This window comes from Acidovorax sp. Root275 (genome assembly GCF_001428965.1).
GTDB classification, from domain to species: domain Bacteria; phylum Pseudomonadota; class Gammaproteobacteria; order Burkholderiales; family Burkholderiaceae_C; genus Acidovorax; species Acidovorax radicis.
In genome coordinates this window covers 415449-431166 of record NZ_LMJH01000010.1, presented here as the reverse complement: position 1 = coordinate 431166, position 15718 = coordinate 415449, and the positions used below count along the sequence as shown (strand labels likewise).

The window sequence follows — 15718 nt, the reverse complement described above, 5'->3', positions numbered from 1 at the left end:
TGATAGCTGCCAGCGCTTGTTGGATAAGCGCTGGATGCCAATTTGACCCATATTCTGGTTATTTGGAACGCAAGAACAATCGGTAGGCCGGGTTCAGCGTCTCTTCCACATACGGATAGCCCAGCGTGGCCAGGAAGGCGTCGAACGTGGCAGCGTCCTCGGGTGGCACCTGCATGCCCACGAGGATGCGGCCATAGTCCGCTCCCTGGTTGCGGTAGTGGAACAGGCTGATGTTCCAGGTCGGCTGCATCAGGCTCAGGAACTTGAGCAGCGCGCCCGGCCGCTCGGGGAAGGTAAAGCGCATCAGCCGCTCATCCTGTGCCAGGGCCGAGTGCCCGCCCACCAGGTGGCGCAGGTGCTCCTTGGCCAGCTCGTCGTGGGTCAGGTCCAGCGCTTCGAAGCCGTGGAGGCTGAAGTTCTGGGCGATGATTTCGGATTCGCCCTTGCCCTGCGTGGTCAGGCCCACAAACACATGGGCCTGGGCGGCGTCGCTGATGCGGTAGTTGAACTCGGTCACGTTGCGCGTGCCACCTGGCAGTTCGCCCACCAGTTCACAAAAGCGCTTGAAGCTGCCGCGCTCTTCGGGAATCGTCACCGCAAACAGCGCCTCGCGCTCCTCGCCCACCTCGGCGCGCTCGGCCACGAAGCGCAAGCGGTCGAAGTTCATGTTGGCGCCGCACAGGATGGCGGCGTAGGTCTCGCCCTGGGTCTTGTGGGTGTCCACATACTGCTTGATGGCGGCCACGGCCAGCGCCCCTGCGGGCTCGACGATGCTGCGCGTGTCCACGAAGATGTCCTTGATGGCGGCGCAGACGGCATCGGTGTCCACCGTGATGAACTCGTCCACCAGGCCGCTGTGGGTGATGCGGAAGGTTTCCTCGCCCACCAGCTTCACGGCGGTGCCGTCGGAGAACAGGCCCACGTCTGCCAGCGTCACGCGCTCGTGCGCCTTGACGGACTGGATCATGGCGTCCGAGTCGTTCATCTGCACGCCGATCACCTTGATCTCGGGCCGCACGGCCTTGATGTAGTTGGCCACGCCCGAGATGAGCCCACCACCGCCGATGGCCACGAACACGGCGTCCAGCCGGTTGCTGCCCAGGCTTTGCAGCTGGCGCAGGATCTCCATGGCGATGGTGCCCTGGCCCGCGATCACATCCGGGTCGTCAAAGGGGTGCACAAAGGTCAGGCCCTGTTCCTTTTCGAGCTTCACCGAGTGGCCGTAGGCGTCGGAATAGCTCTCGCCAAACAACACGACCTCGCCGCCCAGCGTTTTCACCGCGTCGATCTTGAGCTGTGGCGTGGTGGTCGGCATGACGATCACGGCGCGCGTGCCGAGCTTGTGGGCGCTCATGGCCACGCCCTGGGCGTGGTTGCCGGCCGAGGCACAGATCACCCCGCGCTGGAGCTGCTCGGGCGTGAGGTGCGCCATCTTGTTGTAGGCGCCGCGCAGCTTGAAGCTGAACACCGCCTGCTGGTCCTCGCGCTTCAAGAGCACCTTGTTGTTCAGGCGGCGGCTGAGGTTCTTGGCGGGCTCCAGGGCCGACTCCACCGCCACGTCGTACACGCGGGCGGTCAGGATTTTCTTCAGGTAGTCGGCAGGGGTCAGGTGCTGGGTCATGGCAGGGCAGGTGGGGCCGCCACGGGGCAGCGGCGGGGGTCCACATCATAGGGGGTCGGTTTTTGCAGGCCGATTCGCCGGTGGGGGCCGCTGCGCGGCCGGTCCAGCCAAAAAAAAGCCCCGGGCCGTGAGGCCTGGGGCTAATCCATCCTTTGAGGAGATGGAGGAGACAATCGGTGCGGGGCAAGATCCGGATGCCGGGCTTCTTGCCATCTGCCTTTTCCATTCAGAAAAAGCAGCGCTTGGGGGAAGTTTAGCGCGAGTCTTGTTGCATTGCAGCAAAATCAACACCAAATTTTTGTTTCGCCGGGCCATTCCGTGCGAAAAAACCACGTATCACACAGGAGAAACACAATGGAATGCACAGTCAGCTGGACCGGCGGGTCGGGAACCCGTTCCGGCATGGGTTTTGTGGCCGAGACCGGCAGCGGCCACGTCTTGACCATGGACGGAGCGCCCGACGCCGCCAATCCGGCCAACGGCGGCCAGAACCTGGCGCCCCGGCCCATGGAGACCGTGCTGGCCGGCACGGGCGGCTGCACGGCCTACGACGTGGTGCTGATCCTCAAGCGGGGCCGCCACGATGTGCGAGGCTGCAGCGTCAAATTGACCACCGAACGTGCACAGACGGACCCCAAGGTGTTCACCAAGATCCACATGCACTTCACCGTGACGGGCAAGGGCATCCCGCCCGCTGCGGTGGAGCGCGCGATTGCCATGAGCCATGACAAATATTGCTCGGCCAGCATCATGCTGGGCAAGACGGCGGAGATCACCACCGGGTTTGAGGTGGTCGAAGCTTGAAATAACCCCCCTGAGTCGCCTTCGGCGCCTTCCCCCCAGGGGGACGACGCCAGTGGCCTGGCGAAGCCAGTTCCATGGCGTCTGCTGGCCTAGCCTGGGCTGCGCCAGTTTCAGAGGCTGTGGGCGCGCGGCACCTTTTGCGGTCCCTGTCTGTGCGTTCGCTGGGCGGTAGCGGTCAGAGGTAGTGTGCGGTGGTGGTCATCACCTTGGCCGCTGCCTTCATCGCCGCCCGGGCGGGGGGCGGCAGCTCCAGCGCGCCGGAGGCCCGGGCCTGGGCCGCGTGGCGTTCCTCGTCGTCCTTCATGCGGGCCACCACGGCCCGCGAGGCCAGATCCTGCGCGGGCAGCCGTGCAAGATGGCTCTGCAGGTGCGCCGCCACCTGGTTTTCAGTTTCTGCCACAAAACCCAGGCTCGCCCGGTCGCTGACCTTGGCCGCGACCAACCCCAGCGCGAAGGCGCCCGCAAACCACAGGGGGTTGAGCAGGCTGGGGCGCGCGCCCAGGGCGTCCAGGCGCTGCTGGGTCCATGCCAGGTGGTCTGTTTCTTCGCGGGCGGCCTCCAGCAGGTGAACCCGGAGTGCGGGGTCGCGCGTGACGGCTGCCTGGGCCGTGTAAAGGGCTTGCGCACAGACTTCACCCACGTGATTGACGCGCATCAGTGCCCCCGCCAGCTTCTTTTGTGCAGGGTCGAGCGTGCCTTCCTCCATGCCGCGCGCTGGCGTGGGTTCGGAGGCACGGGGGGTTGCAAAAAGGGTGCGCAGGGCAGTGTCGGCGGCAGTGAGCAAAGAGTCCATGGAGGCTTTCAGATTGGCAAGGGCTCGGAAACACAAATTTCACTTGGATACAAATATCGGAGGCTGCCGGGAAGCCGTCCCAAGGCGAGCAGATCGATTTTGCCGCTGTTCATTGAAATGTTGCAACACTGCAACGATTTTTCCCTTTCGGGGCGATTGTGGGTGAATTCCTTTGCGAAACCTGGCCGGGTCTGGTGCAATAAGAGCAACTTCCCCACCAGGAGGTTGGCCCGGGGAACCGGCGGGACTGTGCAGGTGCTTTCACCATAGACCCCCCGTACCGGCGCCCTATGTTTAACCTTGGAGTAACTCGCAATGAAAAAATCCCTGATTGCCCTGGCTGTGCTGGCTGCTTCCGGCGCTGCAATGGCTCAATCGTCCGTGACCCTGTTCGGCGTGGTTGATGCAACCTACGCTTACGGTTCCGGTAGCGTCGCTAACAAGTCCCAACTGACGAACTCCGGCTACAACAGCAGCCGTCTGGGCTTCCGCGGCGTTGAAGATCTGGGTGGCGGCATGTCCGCTTCGTTCTGGCTCGAAGCTGGTCTGAACAACGACAACGGTACCGGCGGCGTTACCAACACCAACAACCAAGCAGCTGTCAGCACTGGCGGCGGTCTGGTGTTCAACCGTCGTTCGACGGTCAGCCTGAACGGCGGCTTCGGTGAAGTGCGTCTGGGCCGTGACTACACCCCACAATTCTGGAACCTGACCGTGTTCGATCCGTTCGGCACGAACGGCGTTGGCACCAGCCAAACCCTGAACTCCAGCCTGGGTGGCCCAACCACCGTGCGCGCTTCGAACGCCATCGGCTACTTCCTGCCTGGCAACCTGGGCGGCTTCTACGGCCAAGCACAGTACTACATGGGTGAAAACCTGAGCAACACGGCCAACAAGAAGGACGGCAACGGCCTGGCCCTGCGCGCTGGTTACGCCAATGGCCCCATCAACGTGGCTCTGGCTTTCTCTGACACCAAGTTCCTGAACGCCAACATCAAGGCATTCAACCTGGGTGGTCAGTACGACCTGGGCGTGGCCAAGATCATGGCTCACTACAACAGCGACGACATCAAGAACGGCAACGAAGGCAAGGGCTTCCTGATCGGTGGTCTGGTGCCCGTGGGCGCTGGCGAAATCCGTCTGGCTTACTCCACCTACAAGATCGAAACCCCCGGTGCCGATCCACGTGCCAACAAGCTGGCTCTGGGCTATGTGCACAACCTGTCCAAGCGCACGGCTCTGTACGCTACGTACGCTCACGTGAGCAACAAGAACGGCTCCGCTCAGTCCCTGAACGGTTCCGTGACTGCTGCTGGCGACAACTCCAACGGCTACGACTTCGGTATCCGTCACAGCTTCTAATATCGAAACTGGCTTTTGGCCAGTTGACGATATCCAAGCTAAAAAGCCGCCTTCGGGCGGCTTTTTTTCGTTCTCATTTTGGTTTTTGATGAGGCTGCCGAGGGCCGCTAGATTCCGGGCGTACCAAGCGCCCTTCCACATTCAACCGTCGTTTGTCTTGGGAGCATGGGGTAATCGCCATCGCAGTGTTTCTTGGGGGAGAACTCGGAATGTTGATCTCCCAAGCCACCCGTTTTCATCCGTTCCGGCATGTAACTCCGGGAACATGCCGACCACCTCAGTGCCAAGCGATGCCACGTGATGGCATTTTTGGACTGTCTCCGAGGTTTCTTCCCCTTCTTTGCATTGGTGCAGATTATTGGCACCATCCTTGCGTACTTCACCTCTACAAAATCGGCCTTCAAGGCCCTTCGTGGTGCCGGGGATTCAGGGATTTCCCGTTGGCTATAGAGCAACCTTTACTGCATAGTAAAACTTTTATTCAAGAGGGTTCCATGAAACTCAAATACAGTCTTTTGTCCGTGGCTGCGGTGGCTGCACTGCTGGCAGCGCCAGCGCTGCACGCCAAGCCTTTCAAATGGGCGAGCCAGGGGGAGATCGCAACCTGGGACATTCATTCGCAGAACAATGCGCTCCAGAACGGCATCCATGCGAACGTGTACGAAAGCCTGGTCTACTACAACAGCAAGACCTTTGATGTGGAACCCGTGCTTGCAACTGCCTGGAAAGAGGTCAGCCCCACGCAGGTGCGTTTTACGCTGCGCCAGGGTGTGAAGTTCCATGATGGTTCGGCCTTTACGGCCGACGATGCGGTGTATTCGCTGCAGCGCGCGATGGCCAAGACATCGAATTTCACCCCTTACATCCAGGGCATCAGCAAAATCAACAAGGTGGACGCGCAGACCATTGACGTCATCCTGACCGCGCCGAACCCGGTGCTGCTGCGCCAGATGACCGAACTGCGCATGATGAGCAAGGCCTGGGCGGAAAAAAACAAGTCCGTGGAGCCCAAGGACATCAAGGGCACGGATGAAAACTTTGCCCACCGCAATGCCATGGGCACCGGCCCCTACACGCTGGACTCGTGGCAGCCGGACGTGAAGATGGTGTTCAAGCGCAACCCCAACTGGTGGGGCAAGATGGACGGCAATGTGACCGAAATCGTCTACACCCCGATCAAGTCTGCCGCCACGCGCATTGCAGCCCTGTTGTCGGGCGAAGTGGACATGGTGCTGGACCCCACTCCCCAGGATCTGGGCCGCCTGCGCGCCAGTCCCGATCTCAAGGTGATCGACGGCATTGAGAACCGCACCATCTTCCTGGGCATGGACCAGTTCCGTGAAGAACTGCCGGGCTCCAACATCAAGGGCAAGAATCCGCTCAAGGACGTGCGCGTGCGCAAGGCCTTGTACCAGGCGATCGATGCGGAAACCATTTCCCGCAACATCATGCGCGGCCTGGGCAAGCCCACGGGCACCATCGTTGCCCCGCAAGTGGCGGGTTATACCGAGGCGGTGGGCAAGCGTTTCCCCTACAGCGTAGAGGCCTCCAAGAAGCTCCTGGCCGAGGCCGGCTACCCTGACGGCTTTGAAGTGGACTTTGCCTGCCCCAACAACCGCTACATCAACGACGAAGCCATCTGTCAGGCCGTGACCGCCATGTGGTCGCGCGTGGGCGTGAAGGCCAAGCTGCGCACGTTGCCGCTGGTCAACTACTTCCCCATGATCCAGCGCTACGAAGCCAGCATCTACATGCTTGGCTGGGGCGTGCCTACCTTCGATGCGCTGTACAGCCTGCAATCGCTGGTCCGCAGCGTCGGCCAGGGTGGTGACGGCAACTACAACGTCGGCCGCTACAGCAACCAGCGCATGGATTACCTGGTGGACCGCATCAAAGCCGAAACCGATGCACCCGTGCGCGCCCGCATGCTGACAGAGGCGCTGCAACTGTCCAACGACACCGTGTCCCACATTCCTCTGCATGACCAGGTGATCCCATGGGCCGTGAAGAAGAACATTGAACTGGTCCACCGCGCAGACAACCGTGTGGACATGCGCACCGTCAAGGTGAATTGACCGGTTCCTGACACACTGAGAGCAAGGGCCCTGAGGCCCTTGCTTTCTTTGGTTCGGTTTTTGGTCTGGTTTGACGACCGCCTATTGCCTGCCAGCGCCCTGCCATCAAAAGTGGCTGCGGCGTTCCCATCGAACACTCAATCGACTCTCCGATGCTCGCCTTTATATTGCGCCGCCTGATACAGGCTGTGATTGTCATGGTCACGGTGGCCTTCATCTCCTTCATGCTGTTCCAGTACGTGGGAGACCCTGTGGTGTTCCTGCTGGGCCAGGACGCCACCCCGGAGCAGATCCGCGAACTGCGCGCCTCCCTGGGCCTGGACAAGCCCTTTTTCATACAGTTTTGGCACTTTCTGGTCAACGCAGCCCAAGGCGAATTTGGCCTGAGCCTGCGCCAGGGGGCCAAAGTCTCGCGCCTCATCGCGGAGCGCTTCCCTGCCACGCTGGAGCTGGCGCTAGTGGCGGCCGTACTGGCCCTGGCCATTGGTGTTCCCATGGGCGTGTATGCGGCCCTCAAGCGTGGCACCTTCACGAGCCAGTTGTTCATGACGCTGTCTCTGCTGGGCGTGTCGCTGCCGACCTTCCTCATCGGCATCCTGCTGATCCTGGTGTTCGCGGTCACGCTGGGCTGGTTCCCGAGCTTTGGACGGGGCGAGGTGGTGCAGATGGGGTGGTGGAGCACCGGCCTGCTCAAGGCCAAGGGCTGGCACCACATCACGCTGCCTGCCATCACGCTGGCGATCTTTCAGCTCACGCTGATCATGCGGCTGGTGCGCGCCGAAATGCTGGAAGTGCTGCGCACCGACTACATCAAGTTCGCACGCGCCCGGGGCCTCTCCAACCGGGCCATCCACTTCGGCCACGCGCTCAAGAACACGCTGGTGCCCGTGATGACCATCACCGGCCTGCAGCTGGGTGGCTTGATTGCGTTCGCCATCATCACCGAGACCGTGTTCCAGTGGCCGGGCATGGGCTTGCTCTTCATTCAGGCCGTCACCTTTGCCGACATCCCGGTGATGGCCGCCTACCTGTGCCTGATTGCCTTGATCTTTGTGGTGATCAACCTGGTGGTGGATCTGCTGTACTTTGCCGTGGACCCGCGCCTGCGCGTGGGCAAGGCAGGAGGGCACTAGAGATGATGCACCCCCTGAGTCGCTTCGCGCCTTCCCCCTCTCTCGTTTCGCTTCGCGAAGCGGGAGGGGGACGCCCCCAGCGCGGCGGGGCGGCCCTTGCGCGGGGGCACTGGCCTGGGCCGTGCCGGTTTCAAGCGTCGTGGGGCCTGTGCAGCTCCGTGGCCAATTGAAATGCAGTCGCTTCGATACAAAGCCGGTGGCCGGGCGTTTGCGCACATTGCGCAGTACCACCCCGAGTTGACCGCGCTGCGCCGGGATCTGCATGCCCACCCTGAACTGGGTTTCGAAGAAATCTACACCAGCACGCGCGTCAAAGAGGCCTTGAAGCTCTGCGGGGTGGACGAGATCCATGACGGCATCGGCCGCACAGGGGTCGTGGGCGTGATCCGGGGCCGCAGCACCTCCAGTGGCAGCATGGTGGGCCTGCGCGCCGACATGGATGCACTGCCCCTGTCCGAACACAACGATTTTTCGTGGAAGTCCTGCAAGCCCGGCCTGATGCACGGCTGCGGCCATGACGGCCACACAGCCATGCTGGTCGGGGCTGCGCGCTACCTGGCTGAGACCCGCAATTTCGACGGCACGGCCGTGCTGGTGTTCCAGCCTGGCGAAGAAGGCTTTGCCGGGGCCCGCGTGATGATGGAAGACGGTCTGTTTGACCGCTTCCCGGTGCAGTCCATCTATGCCATGCACAACTGGCCGGCGATGAAACCCGGCACGGTGGGCATCAACTCGGGCCCCATGATGGCTGCGGCCGATCGCTTTACCATCGAGATCACCGGCCGGGGCGGCCATGGCGCCCATGCCTACCAGACGGTGGACGTGGTGGTGGTGGCCGCACACATCATCACAGCCGCGCAAAGCATCGTCTCGCGCAATGTGCGACCCATTGAAAGCGCCGTGGTCAGCCTGTGCGCTGTGCAAGCGGGTGATCTGGGCGCCTTCAGCGTGCTTCCCGGCTCCGCCACCCTGGTGGGTACCGTGCGTACGTTCGACCCTGTGGTGCAGGAGATGGTGGAGAAGCGCCTCAAGGAGCTGTGCAACGCCATTGCCCTGGGGTTCGGGGCCACGGCCACCGTGCACTACGAGCGCATCTACCCGGCCACGATCAACAGCGAAAGCGAAGCCATCTTTGCCGGCGACGTGGCCGAATCCCTGTTGGGTGCCGACCATGTGGTGCGTGACCTGGAGCCCAGTATGGGCGCCGAGGACTTCGCCTTCATGCTCCAGACCCGCCCCGGTGCCTATCTGCGCATCGGCCAGGGCACAGGGGCCAGTGGCAGCGCCTTGCACAACAGCCGCTACGACTTCAACGACGACATCCTGCCCCTGGGCTCGGCGCTGCACGCAAGCCTTATCGAGCAGGCCATGCCTTTGGCGGCAGCTTGAAGCACCGTCCAGCCAGCCTGCCCATTTGCACTACCGCGCCACGGCCCAACCCTTTCACCCCGCTTTCCCCAACCTGGAGGTTTCCATGAAATTCCATAAAAAAATCGCTCTGACCGCTCTCTTTACCGCGTTGGCGGCGGCGAGCCTGGTGGCCCAAGCTCAGACCATCCGCATCGCCAACCAGGGCGATTCCCTGTCGATGGACCCCCACTCGCTCAACGAGTCGCTGCAGCTGAGCGTCACCGGCAACGTCTATGAGCCACTGGTGGGCCGCAACAAGGACCTGAGCCTGGCCCCCGCGCTGGCGACCAGCTGGAAGCAGACATCCCCCACCGTGTGGCGCTTCGAGCTGCGCAAGGGCGTGCAATTCCACGATGGCACTCCTTTCACGGCCGATGACGTGGTGTTCAGCTTCGGGCGCACCCAGGTGGAAGGCTCGGACATGAAGAGCTACACCAACGACTTCAAGGAAGTGCGCAAGGTGGATGACCACACGGTCGAAATCGAAACCAAGACCCCCTTCCCGATCCTGCCGGACGTGATCTCGCTCGTGTACATGATGAGCAAGAAGTGGTGCGAGACCAACCAGGCCGTGGGCCCGGTGGACCGCCGCAAGGGTATCGAGAACGCGGCCTCGTTCCGCGCGAATGGCACGGGTCCCTTCCGCCTGCGTGAGCGCCAGCCCAACGTGCGCTCGGTGTTTACGCGCAACGGCAGCTACTGGGGCAAGATCGAAGGCAACGTCAGCGAAGTGGTGTTCACCCCCATCGGCAACGATGCGACCCGTGTGGCCGCCCTGCTTTCGGGCGAGGTGGACGTGATGGAACCCGTACCCGTGCAGGACATCGAACGCGTGAACGGCAGCGCCAACACCCGTGCCATCACCGGCCCCGAACTGCGCACCATCTTCCTGGGCATGGACCAAAAGCGTGACGAGCTGCTGTACTCCAACGTCAAGGGCAAGAACCCCTTCAAGGACAAGCGTGTGCGCCAGGCCTTCTACCAGGCCATCGACATCGAAGGGATCAAGAAGACCGTGATGCGTGGTGCATCCAACCCCTCGGCCCTGCTCGTGGGTCCCGGCATCAATGGCTTCCAGCCTGACGCGAAGCGCCTTCCCTACGACGTCGAAGCTGCCAAGAAACTGATGGCCGAAGCCGGCTATCCCAACGGCTTCGAAGTGGCCATGAACTGCCCGAACGACCGCTACGTGAATGATGGCCGCATCTGCCAGACGGTGGCCGCCAACCTCTCGCGCATCAACGTCAAGATCAACCTGCAGGCCGAAACCAAGGGCACCTACTTCCCCAAGGTGCTGCGCCGCGACACCAGCTTCTACATGCTGGGCTGGACACCCGCTACCTACGACTCGCACAACGCGCTCAACGCCCTCATGCGCTGCGTGGATGACAAGGGATCGGGCCAGTTCAACCTGGGCGCCTACTGCAACCCCAAGGTGGATGAGCTGACGCTCAAGATCCAGGCCGAGACCGACAAGGTCAAGCGCAACGCGATGATCAAGGAAGTCTTCGATCTGCACGCGGCCGATGTGGGCCACATTCCCCTGCACCAGCAAGCGCTGGCTTGGGGCGTGGGCAAGAACGTCAAGCTCGTGCAGCTGGCCGACAACTTCATGCACTTCAAGTGGATGAGCATCAGCAAGTAAGACGAAGCGCAGAAGTCCCTCCGTTAGTAGATCGCCGAGAAAAGAGAGAACGACCGGTTCTTTGAAAGTCCACACCACGCAGGGCCCCTACCCGGGCCTTGCGTTGGTGCCTGTTTACTGGTTCCCACAATGAAAAAAACCCTTGCCCGCTGGTTTGACAGCGATATCGGCTACAGCTTCCGCACTTCGCCCATGGCGATGGTGGCTGCCGCCATCGCGCTGATCTGTGTGTTCTGTTCGGTGTTTGCCGGATGGGTCGCACCCCACAACCCTTTTGACCTTGCCACGCTCGAACTCAGCGATGCGCGGCTGCCCCCCGCCTGGAGCCCCGAAGGCTCCCTGAAGTACCCGCTGGGCACCGATGACCAGGGCCGCGACATCCTGTCCGCGCTCATCTACGGTGCGCGCATCTCCCTCGTGGTGGGCCTCGCTTCCGTGGTGCTTTCCGTGGTGGTGGGCGTGGCGTTTGGGCTGCTCGCCGGTTTTCGGGGCGGCTGGATCGATGCGGTGCTCATGCGCCTGTGCGACGTGATGCTGTCCTTCCCCGCCATCCTGGTGGCGCTGCTGATTGCCGGTGTCGGCCGGGCGCTGTTCCCCAACGCGCACGAGTCGCTGGCCTTTGGTGTGCTCATCATTTCCATCTCGCTCACCGGCTGGGTGCAGTACGCGCGCACGGTGCGCGGCTCCACCCTGGTCGAGCGCAACAAGGAATACGTGCAGGCCGCCCGCGTGACGGGCGTTTCGCCGCTGCGCATCATGCGCAAGCACGTGCTGCCCAACGTCATGGGCCCCGTGATGGTGCTCGCCACCATCCAGGTGGCCACGGCCATCATCACCGAGGCCACGCTGTCCTTCCTGGGCGTGGGCGCACCACCCACATCGCCTTCGCTGGGCACGCTGATCCGCATCGGCAACGACTACCTGTTCTCCGGCGAATGGTGGATCACCGTGTTCCCCGGTGCCATGCTGGTGCTGATTGCTCTTTCCGTGAATCTATTGGGCGACTGGTTGCGTGATGCCCTCAATCCGCGCCTGCGCTGAACAAGAACAAGAAAAGCGATATCCCCATGAGCCTTCTAGAAGTCAAAAACCTCGTTGTTGAATTTCCGGGCCGCCGCGGTACCCTGCGCGCCCTGGACGACATTTCCTTCTCCATTGCACCCGGCGAGATCCTGGGTGTGGTGGGTGAGTCTGGCGCGGGCAAGTCGCTCACCGGCGCCGCCATCATCGGCCTGCTGGAGCCACCAGGCCGCGTCGCATCCGGCCAGATCCTGCTCGAGGGCCAGCGCATCGACAACCTCAGCAATGAGGAAATGCGGCACATCCGTGGCCGCCGCATCGGCGCGATCTTTCAGGACCCGCTGACTTCGCTGAACCCGCTGTACACCGTGGGCCGCCAGTTGACCGAAACCATCCTGGCCCACCTGCCCGTGACGCCCGCCGAGGCCCGCCAGCGCGCCATTGCACTGCTGCAGGACACCGGCATTCCGGCTGCGGCAGAGCGCATCGACCACTACCCGCACCAGTTCTCCGGCGGCATGCGCCAGCGCGTGGTGATTGCCCTGGCCCTGGCGGCCGAGCCCAAGCTCATCGTCGCCGACGAGCCCACCACGGCGCTCGACGTGTCCATCCAGGCGCAGATCATCACGCTGCTGAAAAACATCTGCAAATCGCGCGGCGCCGCCGTGATGCTGATCACCCACGACATGGGTGTGATCGCCGAAACCTGCGACCGCGTGGCCGTGCTGTATGCCGGGCGCGTGGCCGAGATTGGCCCGGTGCACAACGTGATCAACAAGCCCTCGCACCCCTACACCAGCGGCTTGATGGCTTCCATCCCCGACATGGCGGTGGACCGTGAACGCCTGAACCAGATCGACGGAGCCATGCCCCGCCTGAACGCCATTCCCCAGGGCTGCGCTTACAACCCGCGCTGCCCCAAAGTCTTTGACCGCTGCATGACCGACCGCCCCAACCTGATGGACGCAGGCCCCACCCGCGCCGCCTGCTGGCTGCACGCTGGCGCCACGACCACCAAAGCCGAGGTGGCCGCATGAGCGCCGCCGCTACCACCACCACCCAGACCGGCGCCGTGAAAAGCAAGGCCCTGGTGCAGGCGCACGATCTGGCCAAGACCTTTGACGTCTCCGCACCGTGGCTCAACCGCGTGATCGAACGCAAGCCGCGCACGCTGCTGCATGCCGTGGACGGCGTGAGCTTCGAGATCGAAAAAGGCAAGACGCTGGCCCTGGTGGGCGAGTCTGGCTGTGGCAAGAGCACCGTGGCACGCCTGCTCGTGGGCTTGTACGAACCCACGCGTGGCGGCCTCACGTTTGACAGCCAGGATGCACACGCCGCCTTCAAGGGCAACGATGCCAAGGCCATGCGCCGCCGCATCCAGATGATCTTCCAGGACCCGTATGCCAGCCTGAATCCGCGCTGGCTGGTCGAAGACATCATTGGCGAGCCCCTGAAGGAACACGGCCTCATCACCGACAAGGCCGAGCTGAAACAGCGTGTGGGTGAGCTGCTCAAGTCCGTGGGCCTGTCGCCGCTGGACATGGTCAAGTACCCGCACCAGTTCTCCGGCGGCCAGCGCCAGCGCATCTCCATTGCGCGTGCCCTGGCCACCGAGCCCGAGTTCCTGGTGTGCGACGAGCCCACCAGCGCGCTCGATGTGTCGGTGCAGGCCCAAGTGCTCAACATCATGAAGGACCTGCAGCGCGAGCGGCAGCTGACCTACCTCTTCATCAGCCACAACCTGGCCGTGGTGCGCCACGTGAGCGACCAGGTCGGCGTGATGTACCTGGGCCGCCTGGTGGAGCTGGCCGACAAGCACACGCTGTTCGACACCCCGCGCCACCCCTACACGCGCATGCTGCTCGATGCCATCCCCAAGATGCACGACACCGGCAAGGCGCGCACCCCCGTGCAGGGCGAGGTGCCCAACCCTTTGAACCCGCCTCCCGGCTGCGCCTTCAACCCGCGCTGCCCCCATGTGAACGAGCGCTGCCGTGCCGAGCGGCCGCAGCTGCTCAGCATCGGTGGCATCCGCATTGCGTGCCATGCGGTGGAAGAAGGACGGATTTGAGCGAATGCTCCTGAAAATATAGCTGCTTGCGCTTGATGGATAAGCGCCAGGGGCCAATTGGGTTCATAAACCGGTCGGCTCGATGCCACGGGCCGGCGTGATGGCCCCCATTTGTCCGCAACACCACGGGCTCCTTCGGGAGCCTGTGGTGTTTTGATGGCCGGCGGGAGAAGCTGACGGCCGACGTGAACGCGGACGCAGCCGTCGGCCCATTGGCTTGCGCTGCCCGCGCCCAGTGCCCCGCCAGACATCCTGCGATCGCAACGAACGTTGTGGCACATGGAAGGTGCCACGTGCTGTACGCTCCTTGGCGTGAACAATGTCCCGCATTCAAGTCCCAACGCCATGAACCCAAACCGCGGCAAAACACTGGCCCTGACGGTCTCCGCCCTGTTCGCCGGGCTGGTCCTGGGCCTGCCCGTGGTCTACGGGCGTTGTGTGGAGAGTTTTTTCAGCCTCTGGATGTTGCCGTCCTGGACCGTGCTCGTCTTTGCCGTCTTCGCGGCGAAGTCCAGGTTCCCGTTGATGTCAGTCCTGGTGTGTCTGCTGTGGGCGCCGATGCACTATGCCTTGGTGACGGAGCCTTGCACGCCGCCCAGGTCGCAGGGGGCGGGTGGATTCATCTATCTGCTCGCCCTGGCAGCGCTGCCGTTGGTCCTGGCAGGTGGCGCGCTTCTGGGCCGACTGCTTCACTTCCTGGGTGCGTTCTGCAAAGGGTTGCCGCACTTTCGGCAGCGGTGACACGTGCCGGGTGCCGCGCGGTCCTTCAATGGAACAACCTGAAAGATGCAGTGATACGGGGTGTGAGATTTGCTATTGTTTTGGTAGCTATCAACGCTTTTCACACAAGCGCTAGAGCCCAAAAAATCCCAAGTTCACGTGTACCGCTTCGCCCGCAGGTTCTCTTTCATCTGCTGCAGGATCGGCTGCAGCGAGCTGCCGATGCGCAACGCCACACAGGTCGCCAGCACGTCAATGATCATCAGGTGCATCAGCCGCGACACCATGGGGCTGTACCGGTCGTAGCCCTCGGGGTGGTCCGCGGCCAGATGGATCTGGCAGGTGCTGGCCAGGGGTGAACCGCTGGCGGTGATGGCAATGGTGGTAGCGCCGTTCTTGCGCGCGATGTCGGCGGCGTCCATCAGGTCGCGGGTGCGGCCGGAGTTGGAGATGATCACGGCGCAGTCGCCCGGGCCGAGCAGCGTGGCGCTCATCACCTGCATGTGGCCATCGCTGGTGGCAATTGACGTGACGCCCAGGCGAAAGAACTTGTGCTGTGCGTCCTGGGCCACGATGCCTGAATTGCCCACGCCATAGAACTCGATGCGCTTGCCGGTCTTCCAGGTGGCGGCAATGCATTCGGCTGCGCGCTCCAGCGCCACGGTGCTGGCGGCGTTGCGGTATTGCAGGAACGCGGCCACGGCGTTGTCCACCACCTTCACGAGCACGTCGCCCGTCTTGTCGTCGGCATCGACGCTGCGGTGGATGAAGGGCACTCCCTCGCTCACGCTGCCCGCGAGCTTGAGCTTGAAATCCGCGAGCCCGTCATACCCCATGCTGCGGCAAAAGCGCACCACCGTGGGCTTGCTCACGTGCGCGCGCTCGGCCAGTTCGCGCACGGGCAGGCGTGCAAAGGTGCGCGGGTCGGTCAGTACCAGCCGGGCGACGCGCTGTTCGGCGGGGGCCAGTGAAGGCAGGGAGGCAGTGATGCGGTCGAGCATGTCTCAGTCAGGGTGTGCAGCGCGTGCTGCTCAGGTGAGGCCTTCGAACAGGTTGGGTCAGCC

At 63.0% G+C, this 15718-nt stretch carries 13 protein-coding genes; 10 read left to right on the top strand and 3 right to left on the bottom strand.

Annotated features, from left to right (window positions below):
• Positions 1-58 precede the first annotated feature (58 nt).
• Positions 59-1621: a threonine ammonia-lyase, biosynthetic gene (ilvA, locus tag ASE52_RS21330; protein ID WP_057229059.1), complete on the bottom strand. Its 1563-nt coding sequence runs from the start codon at positions 1619-1621 to the stop codon at positions 59-61.
• A 354-nt stretch (positions 1622-1975) separates the two neighbouring features.
• Here ilvA and ASE52_RS21325 point away from each other — a divergent pair, with 354 nt between their 5' ends.
• Positions 1976-2425 (top strand): OsmC family protein, encoded by a 450-nt coding sequence (locus ASE52_RS21325; protein ID WP_010462291.1) that lies wholly within the window; start codon positions 1976-1978, stop codon positions 2423-2425.
• Positions 2426-2600: 175 nt separating this feature from the next.
• On the opposite strand, the gene coq7 is transcribed toward ASE52_RS21325, so the two are convergent.
• Positions 2601-3218 carry a 2-polyprenyl-3-methyl-6-methoxy-1,4-benzoquinone monooxygenase gene (gene coq7, locus ASE52_RS21320; protein ID WP_010462288.1) on the bottom strand — a complete coding sequence of 206 codons (618 nt, stop codon included), beginning with the start codon at positions 3216-3218 and terminating at the stop codon, positions 2601-2603.
• A 315-nt stretch (positions 3219-3533) separates the two neighbouring features.
• On the opposite strand from coq7, the gene ASE52_RS21315 reads away from it, so the two are divergent.
• The 9 genes from ASE52_RS21315 (at position 3534) to ASE52_RS21275 (ending at position 14675) form a co-directional block, all read left to right on the top strand.
• The gene (locus tag ASE52_RS21315; protein WP_057229057.1) at positions 3534-4580 is read left to right on the top strand and encodes a porin; all 1047 of its coding nucleotides are present in this window, start codon (positions 3534-3536) and stop codon (positions 4578-4580) included.
• A gap of 494 nt (positions 4581-5074) precedes the next feature.
• Entirely contained in the window at positions 5075-6655 is a 1581-nt protein-coding gene (locus ASE52_RS21310) for an ABC transporter substrate-binding protein (RefSeq protein ID WP_057229055.1), read from the top strand.
• Positions 6656-6807: 152 nt separating this feature from the next.
• Entirely contained in the window at positions 6808-7788 is a 981-nt protein-coding gene (locus ASE52_RS21305; protein ID WP_010462283.1) for an ABC transporter permease, read from the top strand.
• A 171-nt stretch (positions 7789-7959) separates the two neighbouring features.
• Complete coding sequence (locus ASE52_RS21300; RefSeq protein WP_010462281.1) at positions 7960-9177, top strand: M20 aminoacylase family protein; 1218 nt, start codon at positions 7960-7962, stop codon at positions 9175-9177.
• An 85-nt stretch (positions 9178-9262) separates the two neighbouring features.
• On the top strand, positions 9263-10843 hold the full coding sequence (locus ASE52_RS21295) for an ABC transporter substrate-binding protein (RefSeq protein ID WP_057229652.1): 1581 nt from the start codon (positions 9263-9265) through the stop codon (positions 10841-10843).
• Between the two features lie 129 nt (positions 10844-10972).
• Positions 10973-11884 carry an ABC transporter permease gene (locus ASE52_RS21290; RefSeq protein WP_057229053.1) on the top strand — a complete coding sequence of 304 codons (912 nt, stop codon included), beginning with the start codon at positions 10973-10975 and terminating at the stop codon, positions 11882-11884.
• Positions 11885-11910: 26 nt separating this feature from the next.
• Positions 11911-12900 (top strand): ABC transporter ATP-binding protein, encoded by a 990-nt coding sequence (locus ASE52_RS21285; protein WP_057229051.1) that lies wholly within the window; start codon positions 11911-11913, stop codon positions 12898-12900.
• Positions 12897-13934 (top strand): dipeptide ABC transporter ATP-binding protein, encoded by a 1038-nt coding sequence (locus ASE52_RS21280; protein ID WP_057229050.1) that lies wholly within the window; start codon positions 12897-12899, stop codon positions 13932-13934. The genes ASE52_RS21285 and ASE52_RS21280 overlap by 4 nt, the downstream gene beginning before the upstream one ends.
• A 345-nt stretch (positions 13935-14279) precedes the next feature.
• The gene (locus ASE52_RS21275) at positions 14280-14675 is read left to right on the top strand and encodes a hypothetical protein (protein ID WP_057229048.1); all 396 of its coding nucleotides are present in this window, start codon (positions 14280-14282) and stop codon (positions 14673-14675) included.
• Positions 14676-14809: 134 nt separating this feature from the next.
• Here ASE52_RS21275 and ASE52_RS21270 read toward each other — a convergent pair whose 3' ends face one another.
• Positions 14810-15655 carry an SIS domain-containing protein gene (locus ASE52_RS21270; RefSeq protein WP_057229046.1) on the bottom strand — a complete coding sequence of 282 codons (846 nt, stop codon included), beginning with the start codon at positions 15653-15655 and terminating at the stop codon, positions 14810-14812.
• Positions 15656-15718 lie beyond the last annotated feature (63 nt).

Coding starts and splice junctions, on each gene's coding strand:
- ASE52_RS21290 (WP_057229053.1), top strand. CDS start 10,973: ATGAAAAAAACCCTTGCCCGCTGGTTTGACAGCGATATCGGCTACAGC.
- ilvA (WP_057229059.1), bottom strand. CDS start 1,621: ATGACCCAGCACCTGACCCCTGCCGACTACCTGAAGAAAATCCTGACC.
- ASE52_RS21300 (WP_010462281.1), top strand. CDS start 7,960: ATGCAGTCGCTTCGATACAAAGCCGGTGGCCGGGCGTTTGCGCACATT.
- ASE52_RS21275 (WP_057229048.1), top strand. CDS start 14,280: ATGAACCCAAACCGCGGCAAAACACTGGCCCTGACGGTCTCCGCCCTG.
- ASE52_RS21295 (WP_057229652.1), top strand. CDS start 9,263: ATGAAATTCCATAAAAAAATCGCTCTGACCGCTCTCTTTACCGCGTTG.
- ASE52_RS21285 (WP_057229051.1), top strand. CDS start 11,911: ATGAGCCTTCTAGAAGTCAAAAACCTCGTTGTTGAATTTCCGGGCCGC.
- ASE52_RS21315 (WP_057229057.1), top strand. CDS start 3,534: ATGAAAAAATCCCTGATTGCCCTGGCTGTGCTGGCTGCTTCCGGCGCT.
- ASE52_RS21310 (WP_057229055.1), top strand. CDS start 5,075: ATGAAACTCAAATACAGTCTTTTGTCCGTGGCTGCGGTGGCTGCACTG.
- coq7 (WP_010462288.1), bottom strand. CDS start 3,218: ATGGACTCTTTGCTCACTGCCGCCGACACTGCCCTGCGCACCCTTTTT.
- ASE52_RS21305 (WP_010462283.1), top strand. CDS start 6,808: ATGCTCGCCTTTATATTGCGCCGCCTGATACAGGCTGTGATTGTCATG.
- ASE52_RS21280 (WP_057229050.1), top strand. CDS start 12,897: ATGAGCGCCGCCGCTACCACCACCACCCAGACCGGCGCCGTGAAAAGC.
- ASE52_RS21325 (WP_010462291.1), top strand. CDS start 1,976: ATGGAATGCACAGTCAGCTGGACCGGCGGGTCGGGAACCCGTTCCGGC.
- ASE52_RS21270 (WP_057229046.1), bottom strand. CDS start 15,655: ATGCTCGACCGCATCACTGCCTCCCTGCCTTCACTGGCCCCCGCCGAA.